The following is a 24481-nucleotide window of genomic DNA, read 5'->3' as shown; positions in this document are numbered from 1 at the left end:
ATTTAAGATCCTGCGGGCGATTCAGAAATCTTGCTGAACGGAGCGGCCTGAAGACCTAAGGCTTCAGGACCGAGAGAAGGCACCGCGCAGCGGCAAGATTTCCAGCCTGTCGCGGTGATACCTGAAACATAGCCAGCAGGCAGAGCGCGTGTTGAAAAAAGCGAGGGGAGTTCAGAGGGGAAAAGCCTTTCCCCTCTGGTCGGTTTCGGCGCGGTGAGTTAAGTGATCGCCGCACCTGAGAAACCGAAATATTCCCGGACTCATCGAAAGAGCCCGAGTGCAACGCCTCACTCCCAGTATGCCGGGCTGCCAAACTTCTCCACCAGAAAATCAATCACCGCCCGCACTTTGATCGAGGCTTTTCGTGCATTGGGGTACAGCGCGGATATGGTCTGCGGCTCGGGCGAGGTGGATACCTGATGATCTTCCAGCACGCTGACCAGCCGCCCGTCGCGCAGGGCGTCGCCGATTAACCAGGTGGGGAATACCACCAGCCCCATGCCATCCACGGCTGCCTTTGTCAGGGTTTCCGCATTGTTACTGGTCAGGACGCCGCGCAGGCTGTACGAACGCCATTCCTGTTCCGGCTGGCGGAAGTACCAGCGTTGGGAACCGGCAAATCCTTTAAACACCAGGCAGCTGTGAGCGGCTAACTCTTCCGGCGTTTGTGGTGTGCCTGTACGGGCAAGATAGGCAGGGCTGGCGGCGAGACGGAAGTTCTGCTGTCCGAGCGTGCGGGCCTGCAGGGTGGAATCTGCCATCACGCCGATTCGGATCAGCAGATCAACGCTGTCCTGTAACGGATCAATGAAATCGTCGGTCTGCATCAGCTCAATATTCAGACGCGGATAACGTGCGCTCAGCTCATGCAGCCAGGGGGCGATATGCCGCTGGCCAAAAACTACCGGCGCATTGATGCGTATCAGGCCACCCGGCTCGCTGTCCTGCTCCTGCAGATCCAGTTCTGCCAGTTCAAGCTGAGCCAGTACCTGACGTGCGCGTTCAGCCAGCAATTTCCCGGATTCGGTCGGGCTGACTGCACGCGTATTCCGGTAGAGCAACTGGGTTTGTAATGCCTGCTCCAGCTGCGAAATGACGCGCGATACCGTCGAGGGCGACATCGCTTCGCGGCGGGCCACTTCCGAGAAATTTCCCTGGTCGAGCACCGCAACAAACAGCCGTAAAGACTGGATGTTGATCTGATTGAAGCTTTTCATCTGTGCAATATCCGCAAAGGTATTTTCCTTATTGTGCTGTTTTTCGCAAAGCAGTGCCACGCTATAGTCGCCGCTTCTTAAAATAATATGAGCACACTACTAATGAATCTGATGTTAATTCCGCTGGTCGTTCTGGCGGGGATGGGGCTATCGCTGGAGGCCGGTTTAATCGGGCCGTTAGGGACGGAAGTGGGGCACCTGTGGGCCACGCTGAGTATTTTTGGGGTCGGCGCAGTGCTGACCGGATTGCTGGTGCTGTTTTTCAGCCCGCGCAATGCGCCGTCGTTTACCGAACAACCCGGCTGGACACTGCTCGGTGGCTTGCTGGGGCCTGTGTATGTCGTGGTGCTGACGCTGGCGACGCCGGTGATTGGCATCGGCATGACCATGATCGCGATTTTGTCAGGGCAGGTGGCGAAAAGCGTCTTGATCGACCATTACGGCTGGTTCGGTACGCCTCATAAGAAAGTCGGCAGGGAGCGTTTACTGGCTCTGCTGTTTATCGTTGCCGCCCTTGTTCTGATTGCCTGGAGTTAACCGATGACTGAACTGATTATGATTGTTCTGGCGATTGTGGCGGGGGCTGCGCTGAGTATGCAGGCGGCGGTAAACGGTCAGCTGGGTGAAAAAGTGGGCGTCCTGAAAAGTGCCTTCCTGACCTTCAGCGTGGGCGCGGCGATCACGGCTGTGCTGATCCTGTTTCTGCAAACGCCGCAGCAGGCGACGTTACTGACCGTACCGAAATGGCAGCTGGCTGGCGCACTGTTTGGCGTGCCTTACATCATCATTATGGTGACGGCAGTACCGAGAGTGGGGACGGCGGTGGCGACGGTCGCGGTTATTCTGGGGCAACTGGCGATGGGCATGCTGATTGATAACTTCGGCTGGCTGGATAATCCGTCCATCCCGTTCTCATGGCACCGTCTGGCGGCGATACCTTGTCTGGTCATCGCTCTGGCCCTGATTTATCGCAGCAACAGAAAAGCAGAGTGAGTGTCCGGCCCGCGTTGCAAAGGTTATTGCAGGCGCGGGTCAAACATCATCGGCTCACGTTGTACTGAACTCAGTAAATCCGCAAACGCAGGATGCTGCGGATTAAGCAGCACGTTGTATTCCGTCGGGACAATGACAGACGGCACTTTCAGCCCGACGTAATCACCTTCCGCCAGCCAGGCGTCACCCTGACGTTGTGTGCTGTCCGGCGGAGATGCGCTTCGCCAGTCTGCGGCCAGTTCCGACACGTCCAGCCTGTCGAGCAATTCTTCCGGCACCTCAATACTCAGCAACGTGTAGGACCGCATCAGCATGCTGTTTTGTAAGTGCACCAGCATTTCCAGTATGGCCAGCGAAATGCTGGTGGTGACATAGACGACCGGCCTGCCCGGCGGATTCCAGCGCCCGCCATAAAGCTGCGCACCCGCGCCCGACCAGGCCGTAGCCAGATGGCGGTTCTGTACGATGCGAAACAGCTTCAACTGAAAACACCGTGTTGCAGACGACCAATCAGGCGGCTCACTTCCACCGCGCCCGCTTCAGAAGACAGCAACTCCAGCGGACGTGAACCGTCCAGCGCCGGCGCAGGGCGGGTGAACCACTCGAGCGCGGAGATACGATCCCCTTCGAACAAATCCGTTGCGGCATCCACAATGCGCACCAGACGCGCCACACGCTCGCTCTCTTCACTTTTCAGTAATCCGTTTCCGGCCTTACGACGCGCATAGTTGCGTTCGTTAATGCCCATTATTTCCAGTAACACCATTTTCGGCCATCCCAGCTCAGTATTAAGACGGCTAATACTATCAACCGGAAAACCCTTTTGTATGGCATTAACCAAACTGATTCCGCTGCTTGCGGGAAGCCCCGCAGACTGCCAGAGCGGCGTTGCAGAATCTTGCACAGAGCCGGAAGACAGCCCGGTATTTTTGGTATTCATGATGTGTGCCTCCGCACCGTTATTTGTCATGATTATAGCATGACAAATAACGAATGGTCATTTTATCAGCACGGGATTATCACCGCTTCAGGCGGCTGAATGAATTCGTCCTGAAACATATATGTGATCGATATCACATTGAGGATGTATCAGGATGAAACACAAATTGACAAACCTTGACCAAATCTATTTATTAGCTAAGAAAAGTTAACTCTTGTAGGAAGTCACTGGTAATTGCATGTTTTTATACTATGTGCAGCAATCGGTTGCGGATCACAGTTTTAGGGTTTGATATATGCAGCGTCTGAAAGTGGCAAGGCGCTGTTCCTCCCCCGCTTCTGGTATAAATATGAAAAATAAAATTATTGCAGCAGGCGCTTTGATGGCTTTGTCCTACAGCGCGACCGTGCTCGCTGATGATAGCAAGGGCGAATTTGTTTCTGACTGGTGGCACCAGAGTGTAAACGTTGTAGGCAGCGCCGATACCCGTTTCGGACCGACCCTGCGTAACGACGTTTACCTTGAATATGAAGCGTTTGCGCACAAAGACTGGTTCGATTTCTACGGCTATATCGATATTCCTAAAACCTTCGGCGCCGGTAACGGCAACGACACCGGTATCTGGGACAAAAACGGTTCTCCGCTGTTTATGGAGATCGAACCGCGTTTCTCTATTGATAAGCTGACCGGCACCGATCTGAGCTTCGGTCCGTTCAAAGAATGGTACTTCGCCAACAACTATATCTACGATATGGGTCCGGACAGCGATAACCGTCAGAACACCTGGTACATGGGTCTGGGCACCGACATTGATACCCATCTGCCGATGAGCCTGTCTCTGAACGTGTATGCAAAATACCAGTGGGAAAACTACAGCGCGGCCAACGAAAACAGCTGGGACGGTTACCGTTTCAAAGTGAAATACTTCGTTCCGTTGACTGAAATGTGGGGCGGTAACCTGAGCTACATCGGGTTCACCAACTTCGACTGGGGCTCCTCACTGGGCGATGACGATTTCCGTGACCTGAACGGCAACAAAGCGCGTTCTAACAACTCTATCGCGTCCAGCCATATCCTCTCGCTGAACTATACACACTGGCATTACTCGTTTGTGGCGCGTTACTTCCACAACGGCGGCCAGTGGGCTGACGGCGCTGAGCTGAACTTCGGTAACGGTAATTTCGATGTGAAATCTACCGGCTGGGGTTACTACGGCGTGATCGGTTACAACTTCTGATTTCAGGCGCTGTACTGGAAAACCCGGCTGAGGCCGGGTTTTTTGTGTGTGTAATTCAAACATTTTCCCGCGCATGACGAATTTTTTTACTATCGAGTGAAATTTGTACACAACGAGAGGCGATCCCGACGCGCCGTTGTGGCATAATGCGCGCCAAATCACATTTCCCAATTAAGAGCGAGCGTTGTGCTAAGTACTTACAACATCACCATGCAATTCGGCAGCAAGCCGTTATTTGAAAACATTAACGTGAAATTTGGCGGCGGTAACCGTTATGGCCTTATCGGCGCGAACGGTTGTGGCAAGTCCACTTTCATGAAGATCCTCGGTGGCGACTTAGTGCCTTCAGCGGGTAACGTCGTACTCGACCCGAACGAGCGTCTGGGTAAATTACGTCAGGATCAGTTCGCCTTCGAAGAATTCACCGTGCTGGACACCGTGATCATGGGCCACAACGAATTGTGGGCTGTGAAAGAAGAGCGCGACCGCATTTACGCGATGGCGGAAATGAGCGAAGCCGACGGCTATAAAGTGGCAGATCTCGAAGTTGAATACGGCGAGATGGACGGTTACAGCGCTGAATCCCGTGCGGGCGAGCTGCTGCTCGGCGTGGGTATTCCGGTAGAGCAACATTATGGCCTGATGAGCGAAATCGCACCGGGCTTTAAACTGCGCGTATTGCTGGCGCAGGCGCTGTTCTCTGACCCGGAAATTCTGCTGCTCGACGAACCAACGAACAACCTGGACATCGATACTATTCGCTGGCTGGAGCAGGTGCTGAACGAACGTAACAGCACCATGATCATCATTTCGCATGACCGTCACTTCCTGAACATGGTGTGTACGCACATGGCGGATCTGGACTACGGCGAGCTGCGCGTTTATCCGGGCAACTACGACGAATACATGACGGCGGCAACGCAGGCTCGTGAACTTCTGAGCGCCAATAACGCCAAGAAGAAAGCGCAGATTGCTGAACTGCAATCTTTCGTCAGCCGCTTTAGCGCCAACGCCTCCAAATCTAAACAGGCGACTTCCCGTGCCCGTCAAATTGATAAAATTCAGCTCGACGAAATCAAAGCCTCAAGCCGTCAGAACCCTTACATGCGTTTTGAACAGGACAAGAAATTGTTCCGTAATGCGCTGGAAGTGGAAAAGATCACCAAAGGTTTCGATAACGGCCCGCTGTTTAAAAACCTCGGTCTGATGCTGGAAGTGGGCGAGAAAGTCGCCATTCTGGGCGCGAACGGTATCGGTAAATCGACGCTGCTGAAAACGCTGGTCGGCGAGCATGAGCCGGAAACCGGTTCAGTGAAATGGTCCGAAAACTCAAAAATCGGTTACTACGCGCAGGATCACGAATATGAATTCGATGACTCCATGAACGTATTCGACTGGATGAGCCAGTGGAAATCCGAGAAAGACGACGAGCAGGCTGTACGCGGCGTGCTGGGCCGTCTGCTGTTCGGTCAGGACGACATCAAGAAGAAAGTCAAAGTGCTTTCCGGTGGTGAAAAAGGTCGTATGTTATTCGGGAAACTGATGATGCAGCGTCCTAACATCCTGATCATGGATGAACCAACCAACCACCTTGATATGGAATCTATCGAGTCGCTGAACATGGCGCTGGAAATGTACGAAGGCACACTGATCTTCGTTTCCCACGACCGTGAATTCGTGAGCTCACTGGCCACCCGTATTCTGGAAATGACACCGACCCGTGTCATCGATTTCTCGGGTAACTACGAAGACTATCTCCGTAGCCAGGGCATTAATAGCTGATTATTGATGTCGATAAAAAGGCCGCAACGGTTAACGTTGCGGCCTTTTTTTATTCCAGAAAGGTGAATTTTTTATCGGTTAAACGGATTGCGTAGCGGCTGCCATGTTCAACAACCTAAATACCCTTCATTCCCTTTTCCATTTATTTTCTGAACTGTTAATGACAGCCACACACTTCACAATGCGGGTCTTTCATCAGTTTCATTTCCCGAAACTGTAACGTCATGGCATCAAACATCAGCAGTTTGCCGCGTGGAGTTTCACCGAATTTTGTCAGCAGTTTGATGGTTTCCATGGCCTGTAAACTGCCGATGGTACCCACCAGGGGCGCCATGACACCGGCTTCCACGCAGGTCAGGGCATTTTCACCAAATAAGCGGCTCAGGCAGTGGTAGCAGGGTTCCTGCGGCTGATAAGTAAAGACACTGAGCTGGCCTTCCATGCGGATGGCGGCGCCGGACACCAGCGGTTTTTTCTGCGCGAAACATTCCCGGTTCAGCTGATTGCGGGTGGTGACGTTATCGGTGCAATCGACCACCACATCGCAGGCGGCGATCAGTTCGCTCAGCATGTCGTCGTCGGCCTGGGCATTGATCTGATTCAGACGGATGTGCGGATTCATTGCGCAAAGCGCGATGGCGGCAGATTCCACTTTCGGCATGCCGATGCGTGCGTCGGTGTGCAGCGTCTGACGCTGCAGGTTAGACAGCGACACCTTGTCGAAATCCAGCAGCGTCAGCGTGCCGGTTCCTGCGGCGGCCAGATATTGCGCCGCCGCGCAGCCTAAACCGCCTAATCCGACAATCAGCGCATGGCTGGCTTTCAGCTGTTCCTGCGCGTCAAAATCAAACCCTTTCAGGACGATCTGGCGGTTATAACGCAGGGTTTCAGCGTCCGTCAGTTCCGGCAGTGTGGCCATATTCAGCTCCGTAAAAGGGCGTTGAATGGTTCGATTTCAACGAGTTCACCCGCCGCGACATTATCGCGTTCGCGCTCCAGCACGATAAAGCAATTCGCCTGGCTGAAAGAACTGAAGACGTGCGAACCCTGATGGCCGGTGGTACGGACTTCGAGCTGGCCCTGCGCGTTAGTGCTGAAAATACCGCGCTGGAAATCGAGACGGCCCGCTGATTTTTTAAGCCCCGAAACCGAAACAGCCTGCAAACGCGGCGGGAACTGCCACGCGGTATGGCCTGCCAGTTGCGCAATAAACGGCTGCACCAGTTGATAAAACGTCAGCGCCGCAGACACCGGATTCCCCGGCAGACCGCAGAACCAGCTGTTTTTCAGTTTGCCGAAAGCGAAAGGTTTGCCGGGTTTCATGGCCAGTTTCCAGAAACCAATCTCGCCCAGTTCATCCAGCATTTGCCGGGTGTAATCCGCTTCTCCGACCGAGACGCCGCCGCTGGAAATCACCAGATCGGCGAAGGCATTGGCTTCTTCAAAGGCGCTGCGCAGCGCCTGCGGATCATCGCGGATGATGCCCAGATCCAGCACGTTGCATCCCAGTTGTTCCAGCATCAGGCGTACGGCAAAACGGTTGGTATCGTAAATTTGGCCTTCCTGCAAGGGCGTCCCCACCGGTTGCAGTTCGTCGCCCGTGGAGAAAACAGCAACGTTGAGGGGTTTCCAGACCTCAACGTGCGTGACGCCGAGCGATGCCAGCAGCGGCAATTCCGCCGCACCCAGACGTACGCCCTGCGGCAACACGCTGTCGCCTTGTTTAATGTCGTCGCCCGTCAGGCGGATATTCAGGCCGTTCTCCGCTCCATGTGTGAAACGCACGCCCGCATCGGTCACCTCGGCATGTTCCTGCATGATCACAGCGTCGGCACCCCGGGGGACCGGCGCGCCGGTCATGATGCGGATACAGGTTCCGGCAGGCCATTCACCGTGGAAGGGCGCACCCGCGAAGGCTTTGCCCGCAACCGGTAACACGGCGTCGTCGTGCAGATCGCCACAGCGGACGGCATAACCGTCCATCGCCGCATTATCAAAAGGAGGCACGAACACCGGAGAAAGTACCGGCGCGGCGGTAATGCGGCCAGCGGCCATATTCAGAGCAACTGATTCGGCGTCTTGTGCGCGCTTTGGCGGCACATGAGCGCGCATTTTGTCCAGCGCTTCCTGGAGTGAGATCAAACCGGCGGTATTGAATTCCATAAAAATTCCTCAGTGATACCGTCCCGGTGGTGCGGGTGTCTGCGCCGGAGCCGGGCGGTTATAAAAGCATGCGCACAGTATGACAGAGAATCGGGACGAACCAAAAATCGCGGCAGGCGGAAAAACTTTGAGGGTATTTTCGAAAAATTGAGATCGATCCCAAAATTAACAATGTAACGCAGGTATGATGTTTACCGTTATTTGTGACATCCGTCACACAACTGTCATACAAACAGGAATAACCGGTGCTTAAAAAAAATCGCCATCAGGCCATCCTTCAGCTGGTCGAACAGCATGAAGTGTTACAGGTAAGCGAACTGGCACAATCGCTGGATGTGAGTCTCGAAACCATTCGCCGCGATCTCAGTGAAATGCAGGATAAAGGTCTGATCCTGCGTCGTCACGGACGTGCACGCCGTCTGGTCGCGCAGCCTCAGACATCCTGGCTCAACAGTTTGCAGCGCTGTCCTCAGATGTGATCGGGCAGTGACAATAAGAAAAGGGAAGGCAATTCAATGCCTTCCCTTTTATGCGTCGTTTTTCATCTCAATGCGCGGATTGCTGCTCCAGCGCTTCGGCCTTGCTGCTCACCGAGGCAATAATCAGCGCGGCCAGCAGGCATACGTAGGCGAGAGTGGCGGTATTCAGCGCCCAGAACAAACCGTAACGGCTGTACACCAGCGACGACAGCGTGGAGAAAATCAGCGTGCCTATCGTGCCGATAGTCAGCAGGGCAGATGTCAGCGTTGGCGGGGAATTCTTCACCTGCAGGCTGCCGTAACTCATGATGCCGGAGAACAGCCCGGAGTTGCAGAATCCGAACAGACCGGCACAAATCAGGATAAGCGTCGTGTTTGCGCTGTTCGCCGCAGTGGCCAGACAGGCCAGACCCACGATGGCGGAAAGCAGCAGGTAAGTCCGCAACTTCACAAAGCGCACCGTAAACTGATTCACAAACAGGCCGATGGATTTCACCGTCCAGTAAGTCGTGATGTAAAACGCCGCGCTGTCTGCCGCCATGCCGAAATGCTCTTTGAGCCAGCTTGGCAGCCACATGGTGAAAATCGGTTCCGCCAGCAGGAAAGCAAACAGTGCGAAACACAGCACCCACACGGAAACGCCCCAGTGGTGTTGCTGGCTTTCAGACCCTGGCTTGCTATCCGCGACCTGCGGAATCGACGGGAATTTTTGCCCGACGCACAACACAATCATCGCCAGACTCAGCACCGCCATTACGCCGTACATAGCCAGCCAGCTTGCGCCGTGCTGGAACAGATAGCCCAGCAGCAGCGATAACACCACGCCCGCCAGCGCGAAGAAAAAGTCGGTGAGGATCAGGTTCGCCGAACGCTTTTTGGGATCTTCATTAATGCGCACCACCAGATAGCTGCCGATGGACATCATGATGCCGGAGGCGGCGCCAATCAGAAAAACGCCGATGCCGAACATGGTGATGGTCGGCATCAGGAAAAGTGCCACGCAGGTCAGCACGGAAACCGCTGAGCCGGTGATCAGCTGTTTGCCCAGATTGAATCTGCGCATCAGCACGCCGCTTATCATGATCGGCAGAAACAGACCGATGTTCATCAGCGTAAACATCTGACCGATAAAGCCCGGATCTTTGCCAAAAGCCTGTGAAACCGGCCCGATCACGATGCCGAGTGTGGAAACCAGTGCACCGGTAAAAAAGTAACTGAGCCATGAGATCATATTGATCCGCTGGCGGTTGAATGTCTGTTCCATTGCCGTTCCTTATTTTGCAGTGGCTGACAGGCTGGCGAAGAACGCGCGGATCAGGCGGGTGAAATCGCCCACCGCCAGTCTGGCGCAGCTCAGGGTCTGTTCGTGTGAAAGCGGCGTATCGGAAAGGCCTTCGGCGAAGTTGGTCATGGCAGAAATCGCCAGCACTTTCAGGCCGCAGTGACGGGCGGAAATCACTTCCGGCACGATGGACATACCGACCACGTCACAGCCGAGAGTTTGCATCATGCGGATCTCAGCCGGTGTTTCGAAGTTCGGGCCGGTATAGGCCGCGAAGACGCCTTCGGCGACGTCGATGCCCAGCGTGCCCGCCACGGCGTGGAGCTGCGCACGCAGGTCTTTGTCATAGGCGTTAGCGAGGCTGAAGAAACGCGGGCCGAAACGATCGTCATTCGGGCCTGCCAGCGGGGATTCCGGCATAAAGCTGACATGGTCGGTCAGCGCAACCAGCCGACCGGGTGCCACGCTTTTACGCATCGAACCGGCGGCATTGGTCGCCAGCAGGAACTCGCAGCCGAGCAGTTTGAAGGTGCGAACCGCGCTGGTCATCACCGACATGCCGTGGCCTTCGTACATATGGCCGCGACCTTTCATACACATCACCGGAATGCCTTCCAGCGTCCCGAGCACCAGTTCACCGGCGTGACCGGCGACGCTGCTCTGCGGGAATCCCGGCAGTTCGCTGTAGGGAAGGGTGATGGCATCGGTCATGTCGTCACACAACGTCCCGAGGCCGGAGCCTAAAATCAGCGCAGCCTGAGGAATAAAGCCGGGCGCACGCTGGCGGATAATCGCTGCGCAGTCAAAAGCATGGTTATTGAGCATGATCACTTCTCTCATTGTTGACAGTAGGTGGGAGTTAACAGCAATGCTAGGGTGAGCGGCTGTTCAGGTCTAATACCGTTCTGCGCCGGGATTTATAGTCAAAATCTATAAATCGGATGCGCCATGAATGCGGGATAAACGGATGTTTTGGAGAGAAGTATGACGCGCCCCTTTACGGATTCGGTGTTCGATCTGGGTCAGATCAATCTGCGGCTTATGCACTATTTTCGCGTGGTGGCGGAAGAGCTGAGTTTCAGCAAAGCCGCGGTGCGGCTGAATATGTCGCAACCGCCGCTCAGTCTGCATATTAAAGAGCTGGAAGTGATGCTCGGCACGCCGCTGTTTTTGCGCACCACGCGTTCGGTGGCGCTGACGCCTGCCGGTGCGGCGCTGATGCGTGAAGCCGGGCTGATGCTCGACGGCATCAACCGTTCGTTGCATCAGGTACGTAAAATCGGGCGCGGTGAGGTCGGCCATATTCAGTTCGGCACCGTGGGCACCGCCGCGTGGGGCCCGCTGATGCACGCACTGAACCGGTTTGGTGAGAGTGCGCCGGAGATCACCTGGTCGATTACCGAACTGACGCCGTTGCAGCAAATTGATGCCCTGCAACTGCAAAGGATTGATATCGGTATCTGGCGCGAGGCTAAACTGACGCTGCCTCAGGGGTTATCCAGCAGGCTGATGGGGCGCGAAAACGTCGCTCTGGCGATTGCGGAAAATCATCCGCTGGCCGTGAAAAACAGCGTGGTGCTGGGCGAGCTGGCGCATGAGGATTTCATTCTGATGCCGATGAACACGTCCAGCCTCGGCGGTTATCTCTATTCGATGTGCCGCCAGCACGGCTTTTTGCCGCAGGTCAGGCATCAGGTGAACGAGCCACAAACCGCGCTGGCGCTGGTGGCGAACGGTTATGGCATCACGCTGCTGCCGGAAAGCTATGCGCGGATCCACTGGCCGGGCGTGCGTTTCTGCGCGCTGAGCGAACGGTTACCGGTCGATTTGTATGCCCTGTATCAGGCGGATTCGCTGACATCGGCGGCGGCACGTTTTCTGGATTCACTGGGGGAGGACGTCTGAAGCAGCAGGGCCGGAGCCCTGCTGTAAGGGAACATCTTAGTGCGCGGAAACGTCGTGGTTAATCTTTTCGGCCTTACTTTTCAGGCTGGCGAAAATCACCATCAGCACCAGTAACGCGTAGGAAATGGTCGCGATGTTCAGCGCCCAGAACAAGCCGTATCGGTTGTAGATGAACGAAGAGAACGACGCAAAAATCAGCGTACCGACGGAGCTGGTGGTCAGCAGCGCAGAGGTCAGCGTTGGCGGAGAGTTTTTCACCTGCAGGCTGCCGTAGCTCATCAGGCCGGAGAACAGGCCGGAGTTACAGAAACCGAACAGACCGACCGCGAACAGCACCAGTGACGCCGAGTTGCTGGTGGTCAGCACGCTCAGGCTCGCCATGCCAACTACCACGGACACCAGCAGGAAGGTGCGCAGTTTGACGAAGCGAACGGTGAACTGGTTCAGGAACAGGCCAATCGCTTTCACCATCCAGTAGGTGGTGATGTAAATCGCGGCGCGATCGGTTTCCATGGCGAAATGCTCATGCAGCCAGCTTGGCATCCACAGCGTAAAGACCAGTTCGGTAAACACGAAGGCGAACAGTGCGATACACAGGAAAAACACCGCGATGCCCCAGGGTTCCTGCGCGACACTGCTGTTTTTCTCGGTTTTCACCGGACGGGCCACGGTCGGGAATTTCTGGCCTGCACACAGCAGGATCATCAGCAGGCTGAGTACGCCCATAATGCCGTACATCGCCAGCCAGCTTGCGCCGTGCTTGAACAGGAAACCAAGCACCAGCGACAGCGTCATGCCGGAGAGGGCAAAGAAGAAATCGGTGAAAATAAGGTTGGCCGAGCGCTTTTTCGGATCGTCATTAATGCGCACCACCAGATAGCTGCCGATAGACATCATCAGGCCCGCAGTGGCACCAATCAGGAAGACACCCACACCAAACAGCGTGATCGACGGCATCACGAACAGCGCGATACACACCAGCACAGAAACCAGCGAGCCGGTCATCAGCTGTTTGCCGAGATCAAATTTCCGCATCAGGATGCCGCTGACCATAATCGGCAGGAACAAACCAATATTCATTAATGAGAACATTTGCCCGATAAAGCCCGGATCTTTGTTGAATGCGGTTGCCACTGGCCCGATAACGATACCGAGGGTGGAAACCAGTCCACCGGTAAAGAAGTAACTGAGCCAGGAGATCACATTGATCCGACGGCGGTTATAGACAGTTTCCATAACTGATTTCCTAAAAAGAAAAAATATAAAAAGGCCGCAGGAAGCTTAGCCAGAGGTGCTTTTATCCACGGTTAGGACGTTTATTATTCCCGTTCTTTAGTCATTTGTCTTGGATGTTTATTCGATCCCCTTATTTAATTTTCTTAAACAATCTAAGCAATTAGCGCGTTATCAGTGGTTTTACATTTCTGCTTTACATACTGTAGCGGGCTAAATATAGTCAAAAACAGGTCAGCATTTCTCTTTACATAAATACAACAACACAGGGTGCAGTGCTAATGAGTTCTTCTACTGATAATTCAGCGGCTTCCGTTTCGAACACGTTGTGTCCGGTCATTGCGATTCATGGCGGTGCAGGGGCGATCACCCGCGCGGCGATGAGTGCCGAAAAAGAACAACTTTATTTAGCCGAGCTGGAGCGCATTGTCGCCAGCGGGCAGGCCATTCTGGCCTCGGGAGGCAGCGCGCTGGATGCGGTGACCGAGGCGGTGCGTTTACTGGAAGAGTGCCCGCTGTTTAATGCCGGAAAGGGCGCTGTTTTCACCCATCAGGGCACCCACGAATTAGACGCCTGCATCATGGATGGCCGCACGCTGGATGCCGGTGCCATCAGCTGCGTTAATCACATCCGTAACCCTATCCTCACCGCCCGCAAAGTGCTGGAAGTCAGCCCGCACGTGATGTTCACCGGCGCGGGCGCCGAAGCCTTTGCCCGCGAACAGGGGCAGGAAATGGTCGGTGCGGACTACTTCTTTACGCAGGAACGCTACGACCAGCTGCAACGGGCCATCGCCGCAGACAGCGGCGTTATCCTTGATCACGATGGCGCATCGCAGAGCGCCACGCCGTCCGGCGATCCGCTCGATCCGGAACACAAATTTGGCACCGTGGGCGCGGTGGCGATGGACGCGCTGGGGAATCTGGCCGCGGCGACGTCCACCGGCGGCATGACCAACAAACAGGCTGGCCGCGTGGGGGATTCACCGATCATCGGCGCGGGCTGCTATGCCAGCAACAAAACAGTCGCCATTTCCAGCACCGGCACCGGCGAAGTGTTTATGCGCACGGTGGCGGCTTACGACGTGGCGGCGCTGATCGAATACGCCGGTTTATCCCTTGAAGAAGCGACGCACAAAGTGGTGCAGGAAAAGCTGCTGCCGCTCGGCGGTATCGGCGGCATGATCGCCATCGACCGTTTCGGCAACGTCGTTTTACCTTTTAACAGCGAAGGCATGTACCGCGGATTTGCCCGCGTGGGCGACGTGCCGAGCGTCAGTATCTACCGTTCATGAAGGATGCCATGAACCCTTCTCTGATCCTGCCGCCCGGCCAGGTTCTGGCGGTGAATAATCTCAGCGTACAGTTTTCTCACGAGGGTCAGGTGATCCCGGCGGTTAACCGTCTGAGCTTTGAGGTCGGGCGCGGCGAAACGCTGGCGATTGTGGGCGAATCCGGTTCCGGTAAATCGGTCACTTCGCTGGCGCTGATGCGTCTGGTGGAGCAGGGCGGCGGGCAGATTTCACAGGGCAACATGCAGTTCCGGCGTCGTAACGGCGAAGTGGTTGAACTGATGGCCGCGTCGCAGTCGCAGATGCGCAGCCTGCGCGGTGCCGATATGGCGATGATATTTCAGGAGCCGATGACGTCGCTCAATCCGGTATTTCCGGTGGGCGAACAAATTGCCGAATCCATCCGTCTGCATCAGGGGAAAGACCATCGCGCCGCCCGTGCCGAAGCGTTGCGGATGCTGGATCTGGTGCGCATTCCCGAAGCCAAAAATATTCTCGACAGCTTTCCTCATCAGCTTTCCGGCGGCATGCGCCAGCGGGTGATGATTGCGATGGCGCTGTCATGCAAACCTGCGTTGCTGATTGCCGACGAGCCGACTACCGCGCTGGATGTGACGATTCAGGCGCAAATCCTGCAACTCATCCGCGTGCTGCAAAAAGAGATGCAGATGGGCGTCATTTTTATCACCCACGACATGGGCGTGGTGGCTGAAATTGCCGACCGCGTGCTGGTGATGCATAAAGGCAACAGCGTGGAAACCGGTGACGTCACGTCAATTTTCCATGCCCCGCAGCAGCCGTATACCCAGGCGCTGCTGGCGGCGGTGCCGAAACTCGGTTCGATGCACGGCAAACCGCTCCCTGCGCGCTTTCCGCTGCCTGAGCAACAAGAGAGCGATCCGGCGCTGGTGCAAAATACCCTGACGCCGGGCGCCGCGCCGATTTTGCAGGTGAAAAATCTGGTCACCCGCTTTGATGTGCGCAGCGGTATTTTTAACCGCGTCACCCGGCGCATTCACGCAGTGGAAAAAGTCAGTTTCGATTTATACCCCGGCGAAACGCTGGCGCTGGTCGGTGAATCCGGCTGCGGAAAATCCACCACCGGCCGCTCGTTGCTGAAGCTGGTGAAAAGTCAGGGTGGAACGATCACCTTTAACGGCGAGCCGCTGACCCACGTCAGCGGCAGCGCACTGCAACATTTGCGCCGCGACATTCAGTTTATCTTTCAGGATCCCTACGCTTCGCTCGATCCGCGCCTGACGGTGGGGTATTCGATCATGGAACCCTTGCTGGTTCACCATATCGCGAAGGGGAAAGAGGCGGAGGCACGCGTTGCCTGGCTGCTGGAAAAAGTCGGGCTGCTGCCGGAGCACGCGCAGCGCTATCCTCACGAATTTTCCGGAGGGCAGCGGCAGCGCATTTGCATCGCCCGCGCGCTGGCGCTCAATCCTAAAGTGGTCATTGCTGACGAATCCGTCTCGGCGCTGGACGTTTCTATTCAGGCACAGATCATCAATTTACTGATGGATCTGCAGAAAGAGTTTGGCCTGGCTTTTCTGTTTATTTCGCACGACATGGCGGTGGTGGAGCGCATCAGTCACCGCGTGGCGGTGATGTATCTCGGGCAGATCGTTGAGATCGGCCCGCGCCGCGCGGTGTTTGAAAATCCGCAGCATGCTTACACCCGCAAACTGATGGCGGCCGTGCCGGTGGCCGATCCGGCGCATAAACGAAAAGAGCAGGCGCTGCTGGTCGATGACATTCCCAGCCCGATCCATGATTTGCATGATGAGCCTTTGGTTGCGCCGCTGGTGCAGGTGGCGGAAGGGCATTTCGTGGCGCGGCATGCGATTGCAGGCGTGTATTGATTTTTGTGGCGGCTTATTTTGAGCCGCCAATCTTCGTAAGACAAACGGGTTAGACAGGAAAAGGAACTGAGATGAATCAGCAGAAACGTAAAGGTAAGAACGTTATTCGTCAGGCCGTGCTCGCTGCCGCTGTTTTCGGTTCGCTGGCGTCCGCTTCGGCGTGGGCAGCAAAAGACGTGGTGGTGGCGGTAGGCTCTAATTTTACCTCGCTCGATCCTTATGACGCCAACGACACGCTGTCTCAGGCGGTCGCCAAATCCTTCTATCAGGGTCTGTTTGGCTTTGATAAAAATATGAAACTGGAGAACGTGCTGGCAGACAGCTACACGGTCAGCCCGGACGGTCTGGTTTACACCGTTAAACTGCATCCGGGGATCAAATTCCAGGACGGCACGGATTTCAACGCGGCGGCGGTAAAAGTGAACTTCGACCGCGCCAGTAACCCGGACAGCCACCTCAAGCGTTATAACCTGTTCAAAAATATCGCCAGCACCGAAGCGGTGGATGACACCACGGTGAAAATTACGCTGAAAGAACCGTTCTCGGCGTTCATCAACATTCTGGCGCACCCGTCTGCGGTGATGATTTCCCCGGCGGCGCTGACCAAATACGGCAAAGAGATCGGTTTCCATCCGGTCGGTACCGGTCCGTATACGCTGGATCAGTGGAATCAGACTGACTTCGTGAAAGTGAAGAAATTTGATGGCTACTGGAAGAAAGACGAAACAAAACTCGACACCATCACCTGGCGTCCGGTGGTTGATAACAACACCCGTGCGGCGATGCTGCAAACCGGCGAAGCGGATTTCGCCTTCCCGGTGCCTTACGAGCAGGCGGCCCTGCTGGAGAAAAATCCGAAGCTGGATCTGGTGACCGCGCCGTCGATTCTGCATCGTTACATCAGTCTGAACGTCACGCAAAAACCGTTTGATAACGTGAAAGTGCGTGAGGCAATCAACTACGCCATCAATAAACAGGCGCTGATCAAAGTGGCGTTTGCCGGTTATGCCGTGCCGTCGGAAGGGCCGTTGCCACAGGGCATCGAATACGCTGCAAAATTCAAACCCTGGCCTTACGATCCGGCCAAAGCGAAAGCACTGCTGAAAGAAGCGGGCTACCCGGACGGTTTCACGACCACCCTGTGGTCGTCGCATAACAACAGCACCTCGCAGAAAGTCTTGCAGTTCACGCAGCAGCAGCTTGCGCAGGTGGGCATCAAAGTGAACGTGACCGCGATGGATGCCGCGCAGCGTGCGGCACAGGTCGAGAACGTCGGGCAGAAAGAAGCGGGTGTCCGCATGTTCTACACCGGCTGGTCGGCCTCTACCGGTGAGGCGGACTGGGCGTTATCGCCGCTGTTCTCCACGCAGGCGGCTCCGCCGAAACAGTTCGGCACGGCGTTTTACAGCAATGCGCAGGTCGATAAAGATTTGTCCGATGCTCTGAAAACCACCGACAAAGCCGAGAAAGCCAAACTGTATGCGGATGCTCAGAAACAAATCTGGACAGATGCACCCTGGGCATTCCTGGTGACCGAACGTCTGGTATCGGCTAAAAACAAACGTCTGACCGGGTTCTACGTGATGCCTGATACGGCATTCAGCTTTGATGAAGCTGATGTGAAATAATTCGCGATGGAGTTTTCAGGGCGTGCGGCGTGGTTGCCGTACGCCCTGAAGTCGTGTGTTCCGTGTGGCCGGAACATGGATGTCGTACCGTGAAATCACAGACAGCGAATCATGCTTAATTATTTTCTAAAACGACTGCTTGGATTGATCCCCACACTGCTGATCGTGGCCGTGCTGGTCTTTTTATTTGTTCATCTTTTGCCCGGCGATCCGGCACGGCTGATGGCCGGTCAGGACGCGGATGCCAGCGTTGTGGCGCTGGTGCGTCAGGATCTGGGGCTGGATAAGCCGCTGTATCAGCAATTTCTCACTTTCTTCGGCAATGCGCTGACCGGCGATTTCGGCCACTCGATGGTGTCGAAGCGCCCGGTGATCGATGAAATCAGTTCCCGCTTTATGCCGACGTTCTGGCTGACGCTGACCAGCATGGTGTGGTCTGTGATTTTCGGGCTGGTGATTGGCGTGGTGTCAGCCGTCTGGCGCAACCGCTGGCCCGATCGTCTCGGTATGGCGCTGGCCGTCTCCGGTATTTCCTTTCCGGCTTTTGCTCTGGGCATGTTACTGATGCAGGTGTTCTCCGTCGAACTGGGCTGGCTGCCGACCGTGGGTGCCGACACCTGGCAACACTATATTCTGCCTTCCATTACGCTGGGGGCGGCGGTGGCGGCCATCATGGCGCGCTTTACCCGCGCCTCGTTCGTCGAAGTGATGCAGGAAGATTACATGCGTACCGCGCGCGCGAAGGGCGTCCACGAGGGGTTTGTGGTCGTCAAACACGGCTTGCGTAACGCGATGATCCCGGTGGTCACCATGATGGGGTTGCAGTTTGGTTTCCTGCTCGGCGGTTCGATTGTGGTAGAAAAAGTCTTCAACTGGCCGGGGTTAGGGCGGTTGCTGGTGGATTCGGTGGAGATGCGTGATTACCCGGTGATCCAGGCCGAAGTGTTGCTGTTCTCGCTGGAATTCATTTTGATCAATCTGCTGGTGGACATGTTGTACGCCGTGATTAACCCTTCCATCCGATACAAGTGAGCAAGCGCATGAAAAACTGGCGGCGAAATGCCGTACTCGCGGGTCTGCCGATGGTCACTGCACAAACGGCCAGCGCGCAATCTGTCAGGACGCCGTGGAAGGCGTTCTGGCGTCGTTTTCGCCGTCAGCATATCGCGATGATAGCGGGTGTTTTTATCCTGCTGCTGATTGCTGCGGCACTTCTTGCGCCGTGGCTGGTGCCCTTTGATCCGGAAAATTACTTTGATTACGACCGGCTGAACGAAGGCCCGTCAATGATTCACTGGCTGGGCGTCGATTCTCTCGGGCGCGATATTTTCAGCCGTATTCTGATGGGGACGCGGATTTCACTGACGGCGGGCGTGCTTTCTGTGGTGCTCGGCGCGGCGATCGGCACGGTGTTCGGGCTGCTGGCGGGATATTACGAAGGCTGGTGGGATCGCATCACCATGCGCGTTTGCGACGTATTGTTCGCCTTTCCCGGCATTCTGCTGGCGATCGCCGTGGTGGCGGTGATGGGCAACGGCATGTCGAACGTCATCATTGCCGTGGCGATATTCAGCATCCCGGCGTTCGCGCGGCTGGTGCGTGGCAACACGCTGGTGCTAAAACAGCAGACCTACATTGAATCTGCACGCAGCATCGGCGCCTCAGACGCCACGATTCTCTTCCGTCACATTCTGCCCGGCACGCTTTCCTCGATCGTGGTCTATTTCACCATGCGTATCGGCACGTCGATTATCACCGCGGCCAGCCTGTCATTCCTCGGCATGGGTGCGCAACCGCCAACGCCGGAGTGGGGCGCGATGCTCAACGAAGCCCGCGCTGACATGGTCATGGCGCCGCACGTGGCCATATTCCCAAGCCTGGCAATATTCCTGACCGTGCTGGCGTTTAATTTATTGGGCGATGGATTACGGGATGCGCTGGATCCAAAACTGAAGAATTAAGGGGTTGCGCAGCGGGGAGATGAATTCGTGGAAATGCCAGAGAGGGCTGTCATCGCCCTCTCTGGCCGGTTTTGCACTCATTGCAACGTGGTAACCGTGAGTGAGAAACCGAAAATCTCTCACTCAGCATCGAAAGGCATTACGCACTCACACCTTCGGATGCAAAAACTCCGCATGGAATCTCAGGTGATCTTCCACAAATGACGCAATCGTAAAGTAACTGTGGTCATAACCCGGCTGCGCGCGCAGCTGTAACGGCCATCCGCGCTGACGGGCGATTTCTGCCAGTTTTGAGGGTTGCAGCTGATCCGCCAGGAACTGATCACCGTCGCCCTGATCGACTAAAATCGGGAACGGGTACTGATCCGCTGGCAGTGAACTCAGCAGGTGGCAACTGTCGTATTGCAGCCACTGACTCTCGTCATCCCCCAGATACGCGCTGAAAGCTTTACGCCCCCATGGCACCTGTGAAGGATTCACGATCGGCGCAAAAGCAGACACTGAAAGGAAGCGCTGCGGATTACGCAATGCCAGCATCAATGCCCCGTGGCCGCCCATGGAGTGGCCGGAAATCGACTGACGATCGCTGACCTTAAAGTGGCTGTTAATCAGCGCAGGCAGTTCATCCACCAGATAATCGTACATCCGGTAATGGGCCGCCCAGGGCGCCTGCGTGGCGTTCAGATAGAAGCCGGCACCCTGACCGAGATCGTAACCCTCATCGTTGGCGACGCCTTCCCCGCGCGGGCTGGTATCCGGCATCACCAGCACCAGACCGAGTTCTGCCGCGACGCGCTGCGCCCCGGCTTTAACGGTAAAGTTTTCGTCATTACAGGTCAGGCCCGACAGCCAGTACAGCACCGGCGGCGGCGTGTCGTCCTTCGCCGGCGGCAGGTAAATGCTGAACGTCATGCTGCAATTCAGGCTCGCCGAGGTATGGCGGTAGCGCTGCTGCCAGCCGCCAAACATCCGGTGTTCTTCGAGGAGTTCAATTGAGCTGCTCATCGACACTTCCTTACTTGTTGAAATGAATCACCGTACGGATCGACTTACCTTCGTGCATCAAATCAAAGGCTTCATTGATGTCTTCCAGCGGCATGGTGTGCGTGATGAAATCGTTGAGGGCGAATTCGCCATCCAGATAACGCTGCACGATGCCCGGCAATTCGCTGCGGCCTTTGACGCCACCGAAAGCGGAACCGCGCCATACGCGGCCTGTCACCAGCTGGAACGGACGGGTGGAGATCTCTTCACCCGCACCGGCCACGCCGATGATGACGGATTCGCCCCAGCCTTTATGGCAGCATTCCAGCGCTGAACGCATCACGTTGACGTTACCGATGCATTCGAAGGAGAAGTCCACGCCGCCGTCGGTCATTTCGACGATCACTTCCTGAATCGGCTTATCAAAATCTTTCGGATTGATCAGGTCGGTTGCGCCAAGTTTGCGTGCCAGATCGAACTTACTGGTGTTCAGATCAACACCAATAATGCGGCCTGCGCCCGCCATCACGGCACCGATCACCGCAGAAAGACCGATACCGCCGAGGCCGAAGATCGCCACGGTGTCGCCTTTCTTCACTTTTGCAGTGTTCATGACCGCGCCCATACCGGTAGTGACGCCACAACCCAGCAGGCAGACCTCTTCCAGCGGCGCTTCTTTGTTGATTTTCGCCAGTGAAATTTCCGGTACTACGGTGTATTCGGAGAACGTGGACGTGCCCATGTAATGGAAAATCGGCTTGCCATCTTTAGAGAAACGCGTGGTGCCATCCGGCATCAGGCCTTTGCCCTGCGTGGTGCGGATTGCCTGACACAGGTTAGTTTTGCCGGATTTACAGTATTTACACTCGCCACATTCCGGCGTGTACAACGGGATCACATGGTCGCCCACCGCCAGAGTGGTGACGCCTTCGCCGACCGCTTCTACCACGCCGCCGCCTTCATGGCCGAGGATCGCCGGGAATACGCCTTCCGGATCTTTGCCGGACAGCGTGTAAGCATCAGTATGACAAACACCGGTGGCGACGATACGCACCAGCACTTCGCCTTTTTGCGGTGGCATCAAATCCACTTCTTCGATGGAAAGAGGTTGATTCGGGCCCCAGGCGACGGCCGCGCGCGTTTTGATCATTTTCATTATGTAGCTCCAGTCAGGTGTTTTTACTTAATAGGTGGGATGCAGTGCCGGGTCATGTTCACCGGCAAGCGGGTGTTTCAGTAACGGGACCACCCCGTCATTTTGTACGATGATCTGTTCTTTCAGCGCCCGCACGTTGGGGCTGAAAGCATCCCGCCGCCAGATAAGCCAGGTGGCGGTATCGGCGAATTCATCCGGGATTTCGTGAATATTTACGCGCTCGTGGCCGGGCAGTTGCTCCAGCACCGATCGCGGCACCATGGCGATGCCCGCACCGCTGGCAACGCACGCCATCATGGAATGGTAGGACTGAATTTCCAGGGTGTTCGCCACCGGCACATTCATCTGCTTAATCCACCCCTGTAAACGCTGGCGATAGGAACAGCTCGGGCGGAAGGCGAAAACGGTATGGCCGCTGCGGCCTGCGGGGGCTTCAAGGGGCGATTCGCCCGGCGGGGTGATCACCACCATCCGTTCACGATACGAAATACAGCCGTTGAGATCGTCAAAGTCGATCGGGCCGTCGACCAGCGCAGCCGCAAGACGTCCTGCCCGCACGCTGTCGATGATCTCGCCGGACGTGCCGGTGACCAGCGAAAGGGCCACTTGCGGGTACGCCTGATGATAGGCCGCGAGCAGTGACGGCAGACGGGTGGCGGCGGTGCTTTCCATTGAGCCTAAAGCGAAGTTCCCGGCGGGTTCGCCTGCGTGCGTGATGCTCATCGCTTCTTCGCTCAGCGCCAGAATACGCTCGGCGTAATTAAGAAAGTTATGGCCCATCGCGGAAAGGCGGATGCGCTGCTTCTCACGGATAAATAAATCAGTGCCCAGTTCGAGTTCGAGCTGGCGCAGACGGGTGGTCAGGTTTGACGGCACGCGATGTAACTGCTCTGCCGCACGCGCCAGTGAGCCCGTTTCTGCCACGCAGCAAAACATTCGCAACTGGGTGAGATCCATGATGAGTTCCTGTGTTCTCTTATCGTAAACAACTTGGTTTGTATTATTCAGTTTTCGTGATTGTAACTTTACTGCATCATGCATGACAACTTTCTTTTTCAGAAAGGCACTGTTAACGGAGATCCGCTTTCAGTATGTTTACCCACTGTTTCTATAATGTTGCGTCGCGGTTTCACCTTTCGGAGCGGTTATGGCTTTTCGTATTGCGTTAAGTGGTTTTCTGGCCTTTGTGGTCGCGATGGGCATCGGGCGCTTTGCCTTTACGCCGCAGGTTCCTTTAATGATAGCTGAACATCAGTTCAGCCTGACCGGTGCGGGGCTGGTGGCCGCGTTCAATTATCTCGGTTATCTGTGTGGTGCTTTTGACGCCATGCGGGCGACCCGCCACCTTGAGCGTCGTCTCTGGCTCGGCGTGTGGGGCGGGGTGGTGCTGACGTTGCTGTCGGCGGTGATTTCCGGCGAAGTGTTGCACAGCATTGTGCGGTTTATGATTGGCTGGACCAGCGGCTGGGCGATGGTGATGGTGTCGGCGTGGTGTAATGAGCGGCTGGCGCACTATGGCCGTCCGGCAATGAGCGCGGCGGTGTTTGCCGGGCCGGGCGCGGGGATTTTCCTGAGCGGCATGTTAGCCGTGGGCATTCACAGTTTGCAGCTCAGTTCGGCGCAGGCCTGGTGCGTATACGGCGTGCTGGCGTTGATTTTCGTGGCGATCATCACGCCGAATCTGCCGCGTAAGGGAGATTTGCACCGTTCGCACGTGGCAACGGAACCGCTGGTGATGACGCCCGCGTTGAAACGCCTGGTGTGGAGCTACAGTCTGGCGGGGTTCGGCTACATTCTGCCTGCCACTTTTCTTTCGCAGATGGCGAATGCCCGTTTTCCTGACAGCCTGTTTGCACAGTTTGTCTGGCCGGTGTTCGGCGGTGCGGCGGTCATTGGCATTGTGATAGGGATTTTGACGCGTCATTGCCTGACCACTCACCGGCGTCTGGCGCTGACATTGTGGATCCAGGCGCTGGGGATTTTATGTGCGGAAGTGGTGCCGGGCGTCAGCGGGCTGGTGCTGGGGGCGTTACTGACCGGCGGCGGGTTCCTGAGCGTGGTGCAACTGGCCTTACAATGCAGCCGCGAACTGGCGCCGAATCATAGCCGTTACATGGCGGGGCTGCTGACCACCGGCTACGCCGTGGGGCAATTGTGTGGCCCGATATTGTCGGCCATCTCTACGGCGCTCACGCACCGTCTGGAACCTGCGCTGTATGTCGCCCTGGCAGGATTTATTATTGCAGGTGCTCTGGTGTTTCGCCGCCGCTGATAACTTGCGGCGATTTCATCCATCATGAAACACAATCACTGGATTCTGAATCCGCTCTCCACTACAGTAAGCCACCTCACTTTAGCGTG

At 56.0% G+C, this 24481-nt stretch carries 23 protein-coding genes; 12 read left to right on the top strand and 11 right to left on the bottom strand.

Annotated features, from left to right (window positions below):
* Nucleotides 1-287 precede the first annotated feature (287 nt).
* A complete protein-coding gene (locus ABSH60_RS02790) occupies nucleotides 288-1217 on the bottom strand; it encodes a LysR family transcriptional regulator (RefSeq protein WP_122095602.1) in 930 nt (309 codons plus the stop codon).
* A 102-nt stretch (nucleotides 1218-1319) separates the two neighbouring features.
* On the opposite strand from ABSH60_RS02790, the gene ABSH60_RS02785 reads away from it, so the two are divergent.
* On the top strand, nucleotides 1320-1754 hold the full coding sequence (locus ABSH60_RS02785; protein WP_056769148.1) for a DMT family transporter: 435 nt from the start codon (nucleotides 1320-1322) through the stop codon (nucleotides 1752-1754).
* A 3-nt stretch (nucleotides 1755-1757) separates the two neighbouring features.
* Nucleotides 1758-2210, top strand: a complete 453-nt coding sequence (locus tag ABSH60_RS02780) for a DMT family transporter (RefSeq protein ID WP_390972595.1) — start codon at nucleotides 1758-1760, stop codon at nucleotides 2208-2210.
* A 23-nt stretch (nucleotides 2211-2233) separates the two neighbouring features.
* Here ABSH60_RS02780 and ABSH60_RS02775 read toward each other — a convergent pair whose 3' ends face one another.
* Both ABSH60_RS02775 and ABSH60_RS02770 read right to left on the bottom strand, forming a co-directional pair.
* Entirely contained in the window at nucleotides 2234-2692 is a 459-nt protein-coding gene (locus ABSH60_RS02775; RefSeq protein WP_122094688.1) for an RES family NAD+ phosphorylase, read from the bottom strand.
* Entirely contained in the window at nucleotides 2689-3150 is a 462-nt protein-coding gene (locus ABSH60_RS02770; protein ID WP_390972593.1) for an antitoxin Xre/MbcA/ParS toxin-binding domain-containing protein, read from the bottom strand. Before ABSH60_RS02770 ends, ABSH60_RS02775 begins: the two co-directional genes overlap by 4 nt.
* 349 nt (nucleotides 3151-3499) lie before the next feature.
* On the opposite strand from ABSH60_RS02770, the gene ABSH60_RS02765 reads away from it, so the two are divergent.
* Entirely contained in the window at nucleotides 3500-4387 is an 888-nt protein-coding gene (locus ABSH60_RS02765; protein ID WP_056769154.1) for a nucleoside-specific channel-forming protein Tsx, read from the top strand.
* A gap of 186 nt (nucleotides 4388-4573) precedes the next feature.
* Entirely contained in the window at nucleotides 4574-6169 is a 1596-nt protein-coding gene (locus tag ABSH60_RS02760) for an ABC-F family ATPase (RefSeq protein WP_072158016.1), read from the top strand.
* Nucleotides 6170-6326: 157 nt separating this feature from the next.
* Here the strand turns inward: ABSH60_RS02760 and moeB are convergent, their stop codons facing one another.
* Both moeB and moeA read right to left on the bottom strand, forming a co-directional pair.
* Nucleotides 6327-7088 (bottom strand): molybdopterin-synthase adenylyltransferase MoeB, encoded by a 762-nt coding sequence (gene moeB, locus ABSH60_RS02755; RefSeq protein ID WP_390972591.1) that lies wholly within the window; start codon nucleotides 7086-7088, stop codon nucleotides 6327-6329.
* Between the two features lie 2 nt (nucleotides 7089-7090).
* Nucleotides 7091-8332 carry a molybdopterin molybdotransferase MoeA gene (gene moeA / locus ABSH60_RS02750; RefSeq protein WP_390972589.1) on the bottom strand — a complete coding sequence of 414 codons (1242 nt, stop codon included), beginning with the start codon at nucleotides 8330-8332 and terminating at the stop codon, nucleotides 7091-7093.
* 245 nt (nucleotides 8333-8577) lie between these two features.
* Between moeA and ABSH60_RS02745 the strand changes: the two genes are divergently transcribed.
* A complete protein-coding gene (locus ABSH60_RS02745) occupies nucleotides 8578-8811 on the top strand; it encodes a DeoR family transcriptional regulator (RefSeq protein ID WP_056769160.1) in 234 nt (77 codons plus the stop codon).
* 67 nt (nucleotides 8812-8878) lie between these two features.
* Here ABSH60_RS02745 and tsgA (ABSH60_RS02740) read toward each other — a convergent pair whose 3' ends face one another.
* Nucleotides 8879-10075, bottom strand: a complete 1197-nt coding sequence (gene tsgA / locus ABSH60_RS02740; RefSeq protein ID WP_390972587.1) for an MFS transporter TsgA — start codon at nucleotides 10073-10075, stop codon at nucleotides 8879-8881.
* Between the two features lie 9 nt (nucleotides 10076-10084).
* Nucleotides 10085-10918, bottom strand: a complete 834-nt coding sequence (gene xapA, locus ABSH60_RS02735) for a xanthosine phosphorylase (RefSeq protein WP_056769164.1) — start codon at nucleotides 10916-10918, stop codon at nucleotides 10085-10087.
* A 159-nt stretch (nucleotides 10919-11077) separates the two neighbouring features.
* On the opposite strand from xapA, the gene ABSH60_RS02730 reads away from it, so the two are divergent.
* Nucleotides 11078-11998 carry a LysR family transcriptional regulator gene (locus tag ABSH60_RS02730; RefSeq protein WP_390972585.1) on the top strand — a complete coding sequence of 307 codons (921 nt, stop codon included), beginning with the start codon at nucleotides 11078-11080 and terminating at the stop codon, nucleotides 11996-11998.
* A 36-nt stretch (nucleotides 11999-12034) separates the two neighbouring features.
* Here the strand turns inward: ABSH60_RS02730 and tsgA (ABSH60_RS02725) are convergent, their stop codons facing one another.
* Nucleotides 12035-13234 (bottom strand): MFS transporter TsgA, encoded by a 1200-nt coding sequence (gene tsgA / locus ABSH60_RS02725; protein WP_056769167.1) that lies wholly within the window; start codon nucleotides 13232-13234, stop codon nucleotides 12035-12037.
* 278 nt (nucleotides 13235-13512) lie between these two features.
* On the opposite strand from tsgA (ABSH60_RS02725), the gene ABSH60_RS02720 reads away from it, so the two are divergent.
* From ABSH60_RS02720 to gsiD, 5 genes are all read left to right on the top strand, one after another.
* Complete coding sequence (locus tag ABSH60_RS02720; RefSeq protein ID WP_136375749.1) at nucleotides 13513-14526, top strand: isoaspartyl peptidase/L-asparaginase family protein; 1014 nt, start codon at nucleotides 13513-13515, stop codon at nucleotides 14524-14526.
* 8 nt (nucleotides 14527-14534) lie between these two features.
* Nucleotides 14535-16391, top strand: coding sequence for a glutathione ABC transporter ATP-binding protein GsiA (gene gsiA, locus ABSH60_RS02715; protein ID WP_390972582.1), 1857 nt, complete (start codon nucleotides 14535-14537; stop codon nucleotides 16389-16391).
* Nucleotides 16392-16462: 71 nt separating this feature from the next.
* A complete protein-coding gene (gsiB, locus tag ABSH60_RS02710; RefSeq protein ID WP_183847662.1) occupies nucleotides 16463-18019 on the top strand; it encodes a glutathione ABC transporter substrate-binding protein GsiB in 1557 nt (518 codons plus the stop codon).
* A 111-nt stretch (nucleotides 18020-18130) separates the two neighbouring features.
* Nucleotides 18131-19051 carry a glutathione ABC transporter permease GsiC gene (gene gsiC, locus ABSH60_RS02705; RefSeq protein WP_056769173.1) on the top strand — a complete coding sequence of 307 codons (921 nt, stop codon included), beginning with the start codon at nucleotides 18131-18133 and terminating at the stop codon, nucleotides 19049-19051.
* Nucleotides 19052-19059: 8 nt separating this feature from the next.
* Entirely contained in the window at nucleotides 19060-19980 is a 921-nt protein-coding gene (gsiD, locus tag ABSH60_RS02700; protein ID WP_122094707.1) for a glutathione ABC transporter permease GsiD, read from the top strand.
* A 147-nt stretch (nucleotides 19981-20127) separates the two neighbouring features.
* Here the strand turns inward: gsiD and fghA are convergent, their stop codons facing one another.
* Genes fghA through ABSH60_RS02685 form a run of 3 tightly spaced genes read right to left on the bottom strand, consistent with a single transcriptional unit; the run spans nucleotide 20128 to nucleotide 23077 of the window.
* Complete coding sequence (fghA, locus tag ABSH60_RS02695; RefSeq protein ID WP_056769176.1) at nucleotides 20128-20985, bottom strand: S-formylglutathione hydrolase; 858 nt, start codon at nucleotides 20983-20985, stop codon at nucleotides 20128-20130.
* 10 nt (nucleotides 20986-20995) lie between these two features.
* Complete coding sequence (locus tag ABSH60_RS02690) at nucleotides 20996-22120, bottom strand: S-(hydroxymethyl)glutathione dehydrogenase/class III alcohol dehydrogenase (protein WP_122094711.1); 1125 nt, start codon at nucleotides 22118-22120, stop codon at nucleotides 20996-20998.
* 27 nt (nucleotides 22121-22147) lie between these two features.
* Nucleotides 22148-23077, bottom strand: coding sequence for a LysR family transcriptional regulator (locus tag ABSH60_RS02685; protein ID WP_056769180.1), 930 nt, complete (start codon nucleotides 23075-23077; stop codon nucleotides 22148-22150).
* Between the two features lie 190 nt (nucleotides 23078-23267).
* Here ABSH60_RS02685 and ABSH60_RS02680 point away from each other — a divergent pair, with 190 nt between their 5' ends.
* The gene (locus ABSH60_RS02680) at nucleotides 23268-24392 is read left to right on the top strand and encodes a YbfB/YjiJ family MFS transporter (RefSeq protein ID WP_056769182.1); all 1125 of its coding nucleotides are present in this window, start codon (nucleotides 23268-23270) and stop codon (nucleotides 24390-24392) included.
* Nucleotides 24393-24481 lie beyond the last annotated feature (89 nt).

This window comes from Rahnella sp. R3(2024) (assembly GCF_042920125.1).
Taxonomy (GTDB): Bacteria; Pseudomonadota; Gammaproteobacteria; order Enterobacterales; family Enterobacteriaceae; genus Rahnella; species Rahnella rivi.
The sequence above is the reverse complement of the archived record's forward strand: the minus strand, read 5'-3'. Positions and strand labels throughout refer to the sequence as shown.